The organism is Thalassococcus profundi (assembly GCF_003344785.1).
Taxonomy (GTDB): Bacteria; Pseudomonadota; Alphaproteobacteria; order Rhodobacterales; family Rhodobacteraceae; genus Puniceibacterium; species Puniceibacterium profundi.
This window is the reverse complement of the sequence record NZ_QPMK01000002.1, coordinates 128283-142284: the sequence shown is the minus strand read 5'-3', so window position 1 is coordinate 142284 and position 14002 is coordinate 128283. Positions and strand designations below refer to the sequence as shown.

Annotated in this window: 16 protein-coding genes; 9 read left to right on the top strand and 7 right to left on the bottom strand. The window is 65.0% G+C overall.

Translation table 11 applies throughout. The features are described from left to right. Positions 1-45 precede the first annotated feature (45 nt). Both ffh and DU478_RS02975 read right to left on the bottom strand, forming a co-directional pair. Positions 46-1542, bottom strand: a complete 1497-nt coding sequence (gene ffh / locus DU478_RS02980; protein WP_114509446.1) for a signal recognition particle protein — start codon at positions 1540-1542, stop codon at positions 46-48. 349 nt (positions 1543-1891) lie between these two features. Next, the gene (locus DU478_RS02975) at positions 1892-2473 is read right to left on the bottom strand and encodes an FMN-dependent NADH-azoreductase (RefSeq protein ID WP_114509445.1); all 582 of its coding nucleotides are present in this window, start codon (positions 2471-2473) and stop codon (positions 1892-1894) included. 121 nt (positions 2474-2594) lie between these two features. Between DU478_RS02975 and DU478_RS02970 the strand changes: the two genes are divergently transcribed. After that, entirely contained in the window at positions 2595-3476 is an 882-nt protein-coding gene (locus tag DU478_RS02970) for a LysR family transcriptional regulator (RefSeq protein WP_114509444.1), read from the top strand. Continuing rightward, positions 3473-4405, top strand: coding sequence for a DMT family transporter (locus tag DU478_RS02965; protein ID WP_114509443.1), 933 nt, complete (start codon positions 3473-3475; stop codon positions 4403-4405). Before DU478_RS02970 ends, DU478_RS02965 begins: the two co-directional genes overlap by 4 nt. A gap of 29 nt (positions 4406-4434) precedes the next feature. Here the strand turns inward: DU478_RS02965 and DU478_RS02960 are convergent, their stop codons facing one another. After that, on the bottom strand, positions 4435-4827 hold the full coding sequence (locus DU478_RS02960) for an ArsR/SmtB family transcription factor (RefSeq protein WP_114509442.1): 393 nt from the start codon (positions 4825-4827) through the stop codon (positions 4435-4437). A gap of 271 nt (positions 4828-5098) precedes the next feature. Between DU478_RS02960 and DU478_RS02955 the strand changes: the two genes are divergently transcribed. The 6 genes from DU478_RS02955 to DU478_RS02930 all read left to right on the top strand — a co-directional run bounded on the left by DU478_RS02955 (position 5099) and on the right by DU478_RS02930 (position 8553). After that, positions 5099-5620, top strand: coding sequence for an OmpA family protein (locus DU478_RS02955; RefSeq protein WP_114509441.1), 522 nt, complete (start codon positions 5099-5101; stop codon positions 5618-5620). A gap of 311 nt (positions 5621-5931) precedes the next feature. Next, on the top strand, positions 5932-6279 hold the full coding sequence (locus DU478_RS02950; protein ID WP_114509440.1) for an AtpZ/AtpI family protein: 348 nt from the start codon (positions 5932-5934) through the stop codon (positions 6277-6279). Further along, positions 6269-7027: a F0F1 ATP synthase subunit A gene (locus DU478_RS02945; protein ID WP_114509439.1), complete on the top strand. Its 759-nt coding sequence runs from the start codon at positions 6269-6271 to the stop codon at positions 7025-7027. The genes DU478_RS02950 and DU478_RS02945 overlap by 11 nt, the downstream gene beginning before the upstream one ends. 76 nt (positions 7028-7103) lie before the next feature. After that, the gene (locus DU478_RS02940) at positions 7104-7328 is read left to right on the top strand and encodes a F0F1 ATP synthase subunit C (RefSeq protein ID WP_007816449.1); all 225 of its coding nucleotides are present in this window, start codon (positions 7104-7106) and stop codon (positions 7326-7328) included. Positions 7329-7415: 87 nt separating this feature from the next. Further along, positions 7416-7985, top strand: a complete 570-nt coding sequence (locus DU478_RS02935) for a F0F1 ATP synthase subunit B' (RefSeq protein WP_114509438.1) — start codon at positions 7416-7418, stop codon at positions 7983-7985. A 4-nt stretch (positions 7986-7989) separates the two neighbouring features. Beyond that, a complete protein-coding gene (locus DU478_RS02930; RefSeq protein ID WP_114509437.1) occupies positions 7990-8553 on the top strand; it encodes a F0F1 ATP synthase subunit B in 564 nt (187 codons plus the stop codon). Between the two features lie 172 nt (positions 8554-8725). Here DU478_RS02930 and DU478_RS02925 read toward each other — a convergent pair whose 3' ends face one another. From DU478_RS02925 to DU478_RS02915, 3 genes are all read right to left on the bottom strand, one after another. Beyond that, positions 8726-9379 carry a YggS family pyridoxal phosphate-dependent enzyme gene (locus tag DU478_RS02925; protein ID WP_114509436.1) on the bottom strand — a complete coding sequence of 218 codons (654 nt, stop codon included), beginning with the start codon at positions 9377-9379 and terminating at the stop codon, positions 8726-8728. Beyond that, complete coding sequence (locus DU478_RS02920; protein WP_114509435.1) at positions 9370-10842, bottom strand: tetratricopeptide repeat-containing sulfotransferase family protein; 1473 nt, start codon at positions 10840-10842, stop codon at positions 9370-9372. Before DU478_RS02920 ends, DU478_RS02925 begins: the two co-directional genes overlap by 10 nt. Positions 10843-10934: 92 nt before the next feature. After that, positions 10935-11936 (bottom strand): porin, encoded by a 1002-nt coding sequence (locus DU478_RS02915; protein ID WP_114509434.1) that lies wholly within the window; start codon positions 11934-11936, stop codon positions 10935-10937. 267 nt (positions 11937-12203) lie between these two features. On the opposite strand from DU478_RS02915, the gene DU478_RS02910 reads away from it, so the two are divergent. Further along, positions 12204-12707, top strand: coding sequence for a DUF3576 domain-containing protein (locus DU478_RS02910; RefSeq protein ID WP_114509433.1), 504 nt, complete (start codon positions 12204-12206; stop codon positions 12705-12707). A gap of 22 nt (positions 12708-12729) precedes the next feature. Here the strand turns inward: DU478_RS02910 and DU478_RS02905 are convergent, their stop codons facing one another. Then, positions 12730-13989 (bottom strand): glycosyltransferase, encoded by a 1260-nt coding sequence (locus DU478_RS02905; protein ID WP_114509432.1) that lies wholly within the window; start codon positions 13987-13989, stop codon positions 12730-12732. Positions 13990-14002: the final 13 nt, after the last annotated feature.

Here is a 14002-nt window from a genome sequence, read left to right as displayed (position 1 = left end):
CACGCGCTGGCCGGTCAGAGACAGGGATATGCGCGCCAAGCCGCATCACTTCTTCTTGCCAAAGCCCGACAGTCCCGGCGGCAGGCCCGCGCCGCCGCCCATGCCGGGCATCTTGCCGCCCATCTGGCGCGCGGCCGCTTCCAGCGCCTTGGGGTCCATGCCCGCGGCCATGTCCTCGGGCGACGGGCCGCCCTTGCCGAACATGCCCTTCATGGCCTGTTTCATCATGCCGCCTTTGCCCATCTTGCCCATCTTCTTCATCATGTCGGACATCTGGCGGTGCATCTTGAGCAGCTTGTTGAGGTCCGAAACCTCCATGCCGGCACCCTTGGCGATGCGTTTCTTGCGGCTGGCCTGCAGGATCTGGGGATTGGCACGTTCGCGCTTGGTCATCGAATTGATCAGCGCGACCTGCTGGTTGAGGATCTTGTCGTCGAGACCGGCGTCGTTCATCTGCTTGGACATCTTGCCCATGCCCGGCATCATCGACATCATGCCTTCCATGCCGCCCATCTTCATCATCTGCTCGAGCTGCATCTTCAGGTCGTTCATGTTGAACTGACCCTTCTGGAAGCGCTTCATCATGCGCTCGGCCTGTTCGGCCTCGATCGTCTGTTGCGCCTTCTCGACCAGCGCCACGATGTCGCCCATGCCAAGGATGCGACCGGCGATGCGGTCGGGCTCGAACGTCTCCAGCGCGTCGAGCTTTTCGCCAAGGCCCACGAACTTGATCGGCTTGCCGGTGACCGCGCGCATCGAAAGCGCCGCGCCGCCGCGGCCGTCGCCATCCATCCGGGTCAGCACGACGCCGGTGATGCCAATACGACTGTCGAAATTTTCCGCCGTGTGCACGGCGTCCTGGCCGGTGAGGCCATCGACGACCAGCAGCGTCTCGCGCGGATTGGCGACGTCGCGCACCGCCTCGACCTGGGCCATCAGCTCTTCGTCGATGGAAAGCCGCCCGGCGGTGTCCAGCATGTAGACGTCGTAGCCGCCCAGGGAGGCTTGCGTCTTGGCGCGTTTGGCGATCTGCACCGGGTTTTCGCCCTTGACGATGGGCAGGGTGTCGACGCCGATCTGGGTGCCGAGAATCTGCAGCTGCTCCATCGCCGCGGGGCGGTTGACGTCGAGCGAGGCCATCAGGACCTTCTTGTTGTCGCGGTCCTTCAGCCGCTTGGCGAGCTTGGCGGTGGTCGTGGTCTTGCCGCCGCCCTGCAGGCCGACCATCAGGATCGGCGCGGGGGCGTTGTCGATGCGCAGGGCACCCGGCTCGCCTTCGCCCTGCAGCACCGCAATCAGCTCGTCATGCACGATCTTGACGACCTGCTGGCCGGGGGTGACCGATTTCGTCACCGCTTGCCCTGTCGCCTTGTCCTGAACCGCCTTGACGAAATCGCGCGCCACCGGCAGCGACACGTCGGCCTCGAGCAGGGCGACGCGGACCTCGCGCAGGGCGGTCTTCACGTCATCCTCGGACAGCGCGCCCTGTTTGGTCAGCCGATCGAAGACGCCGGAGAGGCGTTCGGAGAGATTTTCAAACATGGGCCGCGGGGCCTCCTTCGACGGTTTCCGGTTGCCCCGAAGATAGGGACGACCGGCGCAATGCACAAATGCCCCCGTGGGCGCAACGCGCTGACGGAGGGCGATCCCGGGCCGAGCCCAAGGGACCGGAAGCGTGAAGACTTCCGGGATTGCGTTGGCGTTTAGGCCTGCGCCAGACGCGAGTCAAGCCCGAGCGTAGATGCACGTCGGGCGGTTGCGGCAGGCGTGGGGGCTGTTGTGTGGAAACGAAGCGCGGATCGGAAGGCCGTTGGTCTCGTCGGACGGGCGCCGCGTCGATCTTGCGGGACCCGGGCCGCATCAGGGCGCCCCGGGTCCGGCTGATGCGTGATCAGGCGGCCAGGTTTTCGATCTGGTCGTTCGCGGTCTTGTGCGAGGCGTCGGGGTCGATCATCAGCCGGTCGGCGGCCACGACCGAGACATCGGTGATGCCCATGAAACCCAGCATGTGGCGCGCGTAGCCGGTGGCAAAGTCGTAATCCGAACCGACCTCGGTGCCGCCGGAGGCCACGGCGAGGATCGCGCGCTTGCCTTTCAGCAGGCCTTCGGGGCCGTTCTCGGTGTAGCGGAAGGTGACGCCGGCGCGGGCGACAAGGTCGACCCAGGCCTTGAAGGTGGAGGGCACGGCGAAATTGTAGATCGGCAGGCCGATCACCAGCGTGTCGGCGGCCTCGATCTCGGCGATCAGCGTGTCGGAGAGGGCGAGCGTGGCTTTCTGCTCGTCCGTGCGGTCGTCCACCGGGGTGAAGTTGGCGCCGATCCAGGTCGAGTCGATCAGCGGCAGCGGTGTCGACAGGTCGCGCTTGGTGACCGTGGCAGGCGACAGCTTGTCGATCACCTTGTCGGCCAGTTTGCGGGACACGGAGTCGTCGTGGCGGGCGGATGCGTCGATGCGCAGAACGTGGTTGGTCATGGTCGGATCCTCTTGGATGCGTGAATTCCTGTGGGATACTTGGACCTTGCACATCCACACTCAATCGCCGCAGATACACAGCAACTGTGACGCAGCGCACACATGATGCGGAGGTCGAGGCATGGACAACTGGGACGAGATCAGAACCGCCTTCCAGGTGGCGCGGCTGGGCACGGTCAGCGGCGCCGCAGAAGTGCTGGGCGTGCATCACGCCACGGTCATCCGCCATATCGACGCGCTCGAGGCGCGCATGGGGGTCAAGCTGTTCCAGCGCCATGCCCGCGGCTATACCGCGACCGAGGCGGGGCAGGATCTTGCCCGCGTGGCGCAGACCACCGACGACCAGTTCCAGCAGCTTGCCGGGCGGATCAAGGGCCGCGGCGCAGATGTGTCGGGCGATCTGCTGGTGACCTCGCTGGTCAGCCTCGCACCGATCATGGTGCCGGCCTTGGTGGGGTTCCAGTCCATGCATCCGGGGCTGGTGGTGCGCTACCTGACCGACGACCGGGTGTTCCGGCTGGAATACGGCGAAGCACACGTGGCCCTGCGCGCGGGTCCGCAGCCGGACGAGCCCGATAACGTGGTGCAGGCCTTCGTCCCGCAGCAGGTCGGGCTGTATGCCGCGCAAAGCTATGTCGACCGCTTCGGGCTTCCGGACTCGCCCGAGGATTTCGCCGATCACCGCTTTGTCGGGCATGACAATCCCGAAAGCCGCGCCCCGTTCCAGCGCTGGCTGCACAAGACGGTCCCCTATTCCTGCGTGGTGTTCCGCAGCACCGACAGCCGGGTTCTTGATCTCGCGGTCCAGTCCGGCACGGGCATCGGCTTTGTGGCCCGGCGTGACGCCGCGGCGATGGGCGGCCTGGTCGAGGTGATGCCGCCGCTCGAGGACTGGAGCTCCAACCTCTGGCTGGTGACCCATGTCGATCTGCATCGCACCGCGAAGGTGCAGGCGCTGCTGCGCTATCTCAAGGACCACATCGCGGACTGGCAGGACACATGACCGGCGCCGTCCGCGGCCATCTGGCGATGCTCTGCTTTTCGGCGCTGGTGGCGGGGTCCTTTTCCCTCGGCGGAATGGCGGCGCCGTTCATCGCGCCCGAAGCCCTGAACGCGGTGCGGTTCCTCATCGCGGCGAGCGTGCTGGGGATTGCGGCCTGGGCCACGGGGGCCGTCCCGCGCACGGCCTTTGTCGCGCCGTGGCGCTATTTCGTTCTGGCGGCGCTCTTCGTCTTTTACTTCGTCACCATGTTCGAAGGGCTGCGCACCGCCGAACCGGTCAGCATGGCGGCGGTCTTTACACTGACGCCGATCCTCGCAGGCGGCTTCGGCTGGCTGCTGCTACGGCAGGTCACGACGCCGCGCATGGCGCTGGCTTTGGGCATCGGCGGGACCGGCGCACTTTGGGTGATCTTTCGCGCCGACCTTTCGGCGGCCATCGCCTTCGAGATCGGACGCGGCGAGACGATCTATTTCTGGGGCTGCCTTGCGCATGCCCTGTACATCCCGATGCTGCGCCTGCTGAGCCGGGGCGAACCGGCGCTGATCTTCAACGCGGGGATTCTCGCGGCCGGAACGGTGCTGCTGTTCATCTACGGCGCCGGGTCGCTGATCCGCACCGACTGGGCCGCTTTGCCGGCAATCGTCTGGATCGCGATGGCCTATACCGCGATCCCGGCCACGGCGCTGACCGTGCCGCTGCTGCGCTTCGGGTCGCTCAACCTGCCCTCTGCCAAGGTCATGGCCTATACCTACCTGACGCCAAGCTGGGTGCTGGTCTGGGAACTGGCGCTGGGCCATGGCGCGCCGCGCGGGCTGGTGCTGGTCGGTGTGGCCATGACCGTCGTCGCCCTGCTGCTGTTGTTGCGGGACGAGGACGCGTCGGCGTCGTTGGACCCTGCGGCGGAACGAAAGACAACGGGCCGGAGTTGACACGCTACATTGGAGCGGAGGACACCATGCTACGTAATCTTATCTACCTTGTCGGCCTCGTCGTCGTCGTACTCGTGATCTTGCGACTGGCGGGGCTGGCCTGACGGGAATTCGACGGCAAGGAAGCGCTCGAACGCATCGAGATCGAGCGCTTCGAACTGCCCGAAAGCCTGCATCCAGATGCTGGCATCGCGCAGCGCATCGGGCTCCAGCTTGCACCATTTGACCCGCCCGCGCTTTTCCTGACTGATCAGCCTGGCCTGGGCCAGGATGGCCAAATGTTTGGAGATGGCCGCAAGACTGGTTTCGAACGGTTCCGCCACGTCGGTCACGGCCATGTCGTCCTCGAGCAGCATCGTCAGGATGCGGCGGCGGGTCGGGTCCGCCAATGCGGAAAAGACGATGTCCAAGTCACGTGTCATACGCTGTCGTTAGGCGGCAAAGCACGCGTCAGGTCAAGGGTGAGCCATCTCAGCCTCTGCCGAAAAAAACGGCAGGACAAGGATCGCGAGGGCACGGGTCAGGGTGCGAAACCAAAGCCTTTCGGCGGTAATTTGCGTAGGCCTTGGCGGAAACCGGCCACGAACCGCCGATTTGTGATAAACTTGTGGAACTCATTCGTGCGTTCAGATGTTGTCCAACGTATTCCACGGCTCATTTCAGAGCCTAACCCAATATTAGGGAGACCCTTCCATGCTGACCAAGATCAAGACCGCTGCTGTTGCTGCGGCAATGCTTGCGGGCACCGCGATCCCCGCCGCCGCTCAGGACAGCTGCGGCGTTGTCGTGTTCTTCAACAACGGTCAAGCAACCCTTGACGCAGCGGCTCAGGCTGCGCTGAACGATTTCCTGTCGCGCAATGCGGGTGAACCGCTGACCGTCACTGGATATACCGACGCCGTCGGTTCTGCCGCGTCGAACCAGGCGCTGTCCGAACGTCGTGCCGCGTCGGTTGCGGGCACGCTGCAGGGCGCCAACATCGTGCAGGTCGCCGGCGGAGGCGAAGCGGCTCGCCCCGGCACCAGCGGTCCGAACGATCCGGCCAACCGCCGCGTCGAGATCACCAACACCAGCTGCGTCGGCGCCACGGTCGTGCGCACGACAGGTGGCAACCCGGCGCTGGGGCCGGGCCTGGTGGTCGGCGGTCTGGGCATCCTCGCGGTGGGTGTTGCCGCGGCTCTGGACGACGGGTCGAGCGGCACCGGCACAGATTGATCGGAACGGCACACTGCGGGGATCCTCAACGATCCCGTATCTGGAAGAGGCGCTTTCGGGCGCCTCTTTTCTTTTGCCGGCAGGGGCGTCTGCTGCGGGCCTTCGGCATACTCAACCGGAAAGTTGAATAACCCCGGTTCGGGTATTTGACGTGTCGGACGGGGCGAGCAGCGTGACGCGCTTGTTTTGCCATCATGCGAAATCCCATAATATCAGATACTTATATGCAATCTTGGTGCGTCCCCAGGGTTCTTGACTCACGTCGGCCCGCCGCATAGCACATGGGCGAAGGTCCGAAAGGGGCGATAGGTGTGACTGATCCCGATCCGAAACGGCAGCTTGCCGATCTGGACGCGCGGATCGCGGCGTACAAAAGCGCCAAGGCTCCGCCGAAATCGCACCAGGAGGAACACTATTCGCAGGCCCAGATGGCCTGGCGCATGGTGATCGAATTGGTGGCCGGTCTGGGGATCGGCTTTGCCATCGGATACGGGCTCGATGTGCTCTTCGGCACCTTGCCCTGGCTCCTGGTGGTGTTCACGTTGCTGGGCTTTGCGGCCGGGGTCAAAACCATGATCCGAAGCGCCGCGGAGATGCAGGAAAAGAAGGTGGCCGCAGAGACGGCCGAAGAGGACGAGAGGGATAGGCATGGCGACTGAAGCGCATGGCGGTGAAGAAGGCGGTCTGGTGTTCCACCCGATGGATCAGTTCATCGTGCAGCCGCTGTTCGGCGATGGCGCGATCAACATGTTCACCGTGACCAACGCGACGCTTTGGCTGGCCTTGACGGTGCTGGCGGTGATCGCGCTGATGGTGCTGGGCACCGGCAAGCGGGCCATCGTGCCGTCGCGGACCCAGTCGATCGGCGAACTCGCCTACGGTTTCGTCTACAAGATGGTCGAGGACGTGACCGGCAAGGACGGGGTGAAGTATTTCCCCTACATCATGACGCTGTTCATGTTCATCGTCTTCGCCAACTTCCTCGCGCTTATCCCGATGTCTTTCTCCACGACCTCGCATTTCGCGGTGACCGTGGTACTGGCCCTGGCGGTGTTCCTCACCGTGACGGTGCTGGGCTTCATCAAGAACGGCGCGTCTTTCCTGGGCCTTTTCTGGGTCAGCAGCGCGCCGCTGGCGCTGCGCCCGGTGCTGGCGATCATCGAGATCATTTCGTATTTCGTGCGCCCGGTCAGCCACTCCATCCGTCTTGCCGGCAACATCATGGCCGGTCACGCGGTGATCAAGGTCTTCGCGGGCTTCGCCGCGATCGCGGTGATCTCGCCGGTGTCGATCCTCGCGATCACCGCCATGTACGGGCTCGAGGTGCTGGTGGCCTTCATCCAGGCCTACGTGTTCACGATCCTCACCTGCGTGTACCTCAAGGACGCGCTGCATCCGCATCACTAAGGGTGCCGGGCGATCCGCCCGGACCCGTCTCAGACACACCCAAACAATCCAACTTCCAATCGTAAGGAGACATCTCATGGAAGGCGAACTCGCACATATCGGCGCAGGTCTGGCAGCAATCGGTTCCGGCGCAGCCGCAATCGGTGTGGGCAACGTGGCCGGCAACTTCCTGTCCGGCGCCCTGCGCAACCCGTCGGCCGCAGCCGGTCAGACCGCGACGCTCTTCATCGGCATCGCATTCGCAGAAGCGCTGGGGATCTTCTCGTTCCTCGTCGCCCTGCTGCTGATGTTCGCTGTCTAAGCCACGGTTCTGATCCTTACGCGCGGGCGGCGGCGGTACGGACCGCCCCGCCCGTTGTAGAGAAAAGTACTCCTGGAGGACGGCCACATGGCTACCGAAACAACTCAAGCCGCGGGCGACGGCCTGGCCGATACCGTCGGCGTCGCCAGCCAAGATGCCGGCAGCGCGCCGGGGATGCCGCAGCTGGATTTCGCCACTTGGGGCAACCAGATCTTCTGGCTGGTTCTGGCGCTGATCGCCATCTACCTTGTGCTGTCGCGCGTGGCCCTGCCGCGCATCGCCGCCGTTCTGGCCGAACGCCAGGGCACGATCAGCAACGACATCGCCAAGGCCGAAGACCTCAAGCGTCAGGCCGAAGCCGCGGAAGAGGCTTATAACAAGGCGCTCGCCGATGCCCGCGCCGAGGCGCAGGCGATCTCCCAGCGCACCCGCGAGGAGATCAAGGCCGAGGTGGCCGAGGCCAATAAGAAAGCCGATGCGGAAATCGCCGCCAAGGCCGCGGAATCCGAGAAGGCGATCAACGAGATCCGGGCCACGGCCATGGAGAACGTCGAAGCCGTCGCCAAGGAGACGGCACTGGCTCTGGTCGCAGCGCTTGGCGGCTCTGCCGATGCCAAGGACGTGGATCCCGCCGTCGCCAACCGGATGAAAGGATAGTCCCATGCACAAGCTGACCGGATCCGTCCTTCTGTCCCTCGTCGCGGCCACCCCGGCCTTTGCCGCGGGCGACGTGTTCTTTTCTCTGACCAACACCGATTTCGTGGTGACGCTGGCGTTCATCCTGTTCCTCGTGGTGCTGGTCTACTTCAAGGTGCCCAGCCTGCTGGCCGGGATGCTCGACAAGCGCGCCCAGGGCATCCAGGACGAGCTGAGCGAAGCCCGCGCCCTGCGCGAGGAGGCGCAGACCCTGCTGGCCTCCTACGAGCGCAAGCAGCGCGAGGTGCAGGAGCAGGCCGACCGCATCGTCGCCCAGGCCCGCGAGGAAGCGGAACTGGCGGCGGAGCAGGCCAAGGCCGATATCGCCAAGTCGTTGGAGCGCCGTATGGCCGCCGCCGAGGACCAGATCGCCTCTGCCGAAGCCTCAGCCGTGCGCGAGGTGCGCAACAGCGCGATCACCGTCGCGGTGCAGGCAGCCAAGGACGTCATGGCCAAGCAGATGACCGATGCCGAGGCGAACAAGCGGATCGACGCGTCGATCGACGAGGTGAGCGCCAAGCTGCACTGACTTTCGTGCGGAACGGATTGGAGGAGCCCCGGACCATTGGTGCGGGGCTTTTTCCGTTTCAGGGGGAGCGTGGGACGGCAAACCTTGCACGCCGGGGGGCCAGCCCCCCGGACCCCCCGGAAGTTTATTAGCAAGATGAAGCTGGGGGCCGTCGGGAGCGGGCCGCCGGCGGTCAGCCGTAGTCGCGTTCGCCGAAGATGGCGGAGCCGACGCGGATGTGGGTGGCGCCGAGCGCGATGGCTTCTTCGAAATCCGCGCTCATGCCCATCGACAGGCCGTCGAGACCGTTGCGCGCGGCAAGCTTGGCCAGCAGCGCGAAATGCAGCGACGGGGTCTCATCCACCGGCGGGATGCACATGAGGCCGCGCACCGGCAGGTCGAGGTCGCGGCATTCGGCGACGAAGGCGTCTGTATCGGCAGGCAGGACGCCGGCCTTCTGGTCCTCCTCGCCGGTGTTGACCTGGATGAAGAGCTCCGGGCAGTGCCCCTCTTCCTGGGCGATGCGGGCGATGGCTTTGGCGATCTTGGGGCGGTCGACCGAGTGGATCGCGTCGAAGAGCCCCATGGCCTGCCGGGTCTTGTTGCTTTGCAGCGGGCCGATCAGGTGCACCGACAGCCTGTCATAGCGGGCGCGGAAGTCGGGCCATTTGCCCGCCGCTTCCTGCACCTTGTTCTCGCCATAGATGCGGTGGCCCAGGTCCAGCACCGCTTCGACCCGGTCATTGGGCTGCACCTTTGACACGGCGATAAGCTGCACCGAGCCGGGGGCGCGGTCGGCGTCTTTTTCGGCCTTGGCGATGCGGTCTTGGATGTCGGTCAGTCCCATGGCGTGTCTCCCCAGGCGTCGATGAAGGGCGCAAGATCGGCCTCATAACGTTTCCACGCCTGGGCCGAGCCGGTGTAGATCGGCTGGCGCACCTGTTGCAGGCTGAGCGTCTTGACCGTGCTCTTGGCGGTGTGGAAGTCGAGGCAGCGGTCCTCCCACGGCAGGCCGGCGGCGTCGATCAGCGCGCGGATCTGCGGGTCCGGATCGGCCACCAGGTCCTCGTAACGGACTTCGTACAGCACGCCGGCGGGCAGGCGGGTCTTCCACATGGCGATGTTTGCGCGGAAGGATTTGATTTCGGCCGCGATCTCGGCCAGGTCGTTGGCATAGCGGTGCGTGCCGAGCCGGAAATGGTTCTTGTAGATGGACAGCGCGATGTCGCGCGGGTCGCGATGCACGACGATGAAGCGCACGCCGCGCAGGGCGCGGTGCAGCAGGCCGTAGATGCGATGCGCCTGAATCGCCTTGTCGGTGACGGCGCCTGAGGTGGCGCCGGTCTGCATGCGGATCGCCTGCACGTAGCCCTTGGCGAAGTCGAAGATCTGCTGGTCCGCGGCCTCGTCCATCGGGATGAAGCCCGACTTCCTGCCGAACAGGCTCACGGTCAGGCGCGAGGCATAGGGCATCTCGCCGCCTGCCGTCACGTCGGAATGGCTGGCGAGGATCTGTTCCACCAGCGTGGTGCCGGAGCGCGGCATGCCGGTGACGAAGAGGCTGCGCACCGGCTGTTCCGGGCCGATCGGGGTCAGGTCGGCGCCGTCCTGAAAGGCGTGCAGGGCGGCGTTCTGCGCCTCCTTCTCGGCGCTGTCCTTGGGGTAGAGCTCCAGTTGCAGCGCGTTGGCCTTGTGCAGGTCGGCGAAGACCTCGCCGGTGCGTTTCTGCTGCTCCAGCGCGCGGGCGCGGGCGAAGTGGATGTGCATGCGGTCCGAGGTCGGCAGCTTCGGGTCGCGCAGGGCGCGGTCCATGCCGGTCATCACCGGGTCGTCCGCGTCGATGCGCGCGGTGGTCATGAACATGCGGTAAAGCGCGCCGGTCTTGGGATGTTTCTTGATCAGCTTGCGGAAAAGCGCGTTGGCGGCATCGAAGTCGCCGATGTTCTGGAGCGTCACCGCCTTGTCGGCCTGGCGTTTCAGGTTGCCGCGATCCTGGGCGATCAGCCGGTCATGGGCTGCCAGAGCGGCGGGATAGTCCCCGGTCGCGGTGAAGGCCTCGGTCGCGGCCTCGTTGAGGCGCGGATCGTCGGGCCGGGCGGCGAGCGCGCGGGCGAGGTGATCGGCGCGGGTCTGCTGCTGGCCCAGCTTGTGAGCGATCTCGGACAAGTTGGCGTGGATTTCGGGATGGTCTGGCAGGACGGTGAGCAGCTGCCGGAACGCCTGCGCGGCCGGCGCGATCTGGCCCGCGCGCATCATCGCCACGGCCTGATCGTAAAGCGTCTTGATCTGCTGTCTGGAAAGCGCGGCCATCCTGCCCCCTTTTCCTGAGGTGATAAAAGCCTGCGTCCCAAAAGAAAAGAGCGGACCGAAGCCCGCTCTTTCCCTCGAAGTCTGTGAAAGACTTAGAAGCTCATGCTGAGACCCAGCGAGTAGCTGTCGAAGTCGACGTCTCCGAGACCGCCGCCGTCGATGTTGCTGTGGCTGTAGCCCAGCTGCGCAGCCAGACCGCCGCCCAGGTCGTAGGACACGGCCAGGCCGTAGCCCGATGCTTCGCGACCGTCGATGCCCTGGTAGTCGTTGAACTTACCGTAGTTCAGACCCATGGACAGAGCGTTGACTTCGTAGCCGACGCCGATGCCGAAGTGACGCTGGTTCTCGAGACCCGACGGATCGAAGTCGGTCTGGGTGAACAGGACACCAGCGGACAGGCCGTTGGAGAACGCGCCGGTGACCGAGATACCGGTGGAGTTCGCAACGTCGTTCTGGGTCTGGTAACCGATGCCAACGCCGAGGTTGATGCCGGCCAGTTCGCCGTCATAGGAGAAACCGACGCCGTAGACGTTGTCGTCACCCTGGCCCTGGTTGTCCTGCTCGATCGAGAACGAGCCGGTGAACGCGTCGAAGGTGTAGTCGAAGCGTGCGATCTGACCATCTTCGTTGCCGTCGAGGCCGGAGACGAAGGTGTTCGAGAAGAAGCCGTCCTGGTCGTCGAAACCGGCGTGGGTGGTTTCGTCGTCCTGCAGCGAGCCGCCGGCCAGAGCCATTTCGGCCAGGCGTGCGTCGTATGCACCGTCGACGTCACCCATCGAGAAGGTCGCGCCGCCGAAGCTCACGAACACGGCTTCACCGCCCTGCAGGGCTTCGTTCTCGTGAACGCCGTTTGCGTTGGCTTCGTCGAGGTCGATGGTGGCGCCGAAGGTCAGACCGTTGTCTGCTTCGCCGGACAGGGTGAAGCGCACTTCCAGGTCGGTCAGGAACTGGGCGTCGTCGTTGTTGGTGCCGTAAAAGTCACCACCGAAGATACCCATTTCGGCACCACCGGTCAGAGCGACGCCGAGGTCCTGAGCGGATGCGACGCCTGCGGTTGCAACCAGCGCGGTGGATGCAAAAAGAATCTTTTTCATTGTTTCCCTCATGTGTTCGTAAGGCACGTACCAATCCGGATGTCCGGCCTTGATGAAGCTTCTATGCTCCTGCGGGCCGGGTCATTGCAAGGGAAGCCAAAATGGCCCGGGCAACAAGTGGATCAGTGATGCGCATTTGCCACAAGCTGTTCCGGGCCGCTTTGGAACCCTGCGCGCGCCCGCGAGGGGCGGGGCAAGTTCGGCTTGTCGGCGGCAGGCTTGGCAGGTATGCAAAACGCAGTGAAAAGACCGGCGGGAGCGGGAAGAATGGATAAACTGCGGATCGGACTGCGTGCAGGCCTTGTGCTGTCCCTGGTGGCGCTCGCGGGATGCGGCGCGTTCCGTCGCGACGATGCCCAGCCCGTGCAGACGCGCCCGGCCAGCGAGATCGCCGATGAGATCATCTACGGCGAACGCGGCGCGCCGGAGTCGTCGTTCTTCGACATCTTCCGGTCCCGCAGCCCGACCGACGAGATCGGTGCCGTCAACAAGTACATCTGGAACGCGTCGCTAGAGGTTCTGAACTTTTTGCCGGTCCAGTCTGTCGACCCCTTTACCGGCGTAATCAGCACCGGATTCGGCGTGCCCCCCGGAGGCGGCCGCGCCTACCGCGCGACGATCTACGTTTCGGACCCGGCGCTCGATGCGCGGTCGCTGAACCTGGCCTTGCATACGGCGTCGGGGCCGGTCGATGCGGCCACGCTGCGCGGGGTCGAAGATGCGATCCTGACCCGCGCCCGCCAGCTGCGCCAGCAAGACACCCGATTCTGAAGCCGGAGACCGCCGCCTCGTCTCAGTCCTGCGGCGGCCGCGGCTCTGCCTTGGCCAGCCGGTCCACCCAGGCCAGATGCTGCGGCAGACAGACCGTCTCGAGGTCATAGCTGCACTTGACGAAATCGCGCGCCGCCCGGCCCAGACGCGCCCGCGCCGGTGCATCGTCCAGCAGGTCGCAGAGACGCTCCACCAGCCCGTCCCGGTCGAAGAAATCAACCATCCGCCCGGTCACATCCTCTTCGAGCACCTCTTTGACCGGCGCCGTGTCGCTGGCGAGGATCGCGCATTCCGCGCTCATCGCCTCCAGCAGCGACCAGGACAGCACGAAGGGGTAGGTCAGGTAGACGTGCACCCGGCTGACCTGCATCATCGCCAGGAACCGCGCATAGGGGACGCGGCCCAGGAAATGCACCCGCGCCCAGTCGGCGTCGGAAATCCGGCCGCGCACCTCGTCGATGTAGATCTGCTTCCAGCTCTGGCCCTCGGGCGGACGGGCCCCATAGCTCACCTCGTCGCCCCCTAGCAGGACAATCTGGGCATTCGGACGGCGGCGCAGGATGTCGGGCAGGGCGCGCATGAAGATGTGATAGCCGCGGTAGGGTTCGAGGTTGCGGTTGATGAAGGTCACCACCTCGTCGTCGCGGGTCAGCACCCTACCGTCCGTCACCTCGAGCCGGGCGTCCGGATTGGGAACGATTACATCGGTGGCGACGCCGTCATGCGCCACGGTGAGGCGATCTTGGTACTTTTCCGGAAAGGTCGCGGCCTGGAACCGCGTCGGGCTGATGCCCGCGTCCATAACCTCTTCGTGCAGGCGATTGTTCAGATTTTTCAGGCGAATGCGCAGCGCTTCGCCCTCGCCCGTCTTGGCCGGAAATTCCGGGTCGAAGTCGAGCATCGGATAGGTGGAAAGATGATAGAGTTCGCAGTACAGGCCCAGCCGGGCCTTCGGCCAGACATCCTTGAGAAACAGGCTCTCTCCCCAACCGTGGTGGGCCAGGATCACGTCGGGTTCAAAGCCGCGGTCGCGCAGGGCCAGGGCGGCCCGATAGCAGCATGACCCGCGCAGGACCTTGGTTTCGAAATCCAGCACCCAGGGGTGGATGCCCTGCGTGCTGCGGCCGTTGATCCTGTAGGGGATCACCTGCACGCCGTTCCAGGTTGTGGGTTTTTCCACCTTCGGCGTCAGCGCCACGACCTGATGTCCCAGCCGGGCCAGCGCTGGGGCCAGGTGCTTGTACTGACCGGGAAAATTCTGATGTATGCACAATATCTTCATGAAACCGCCACCC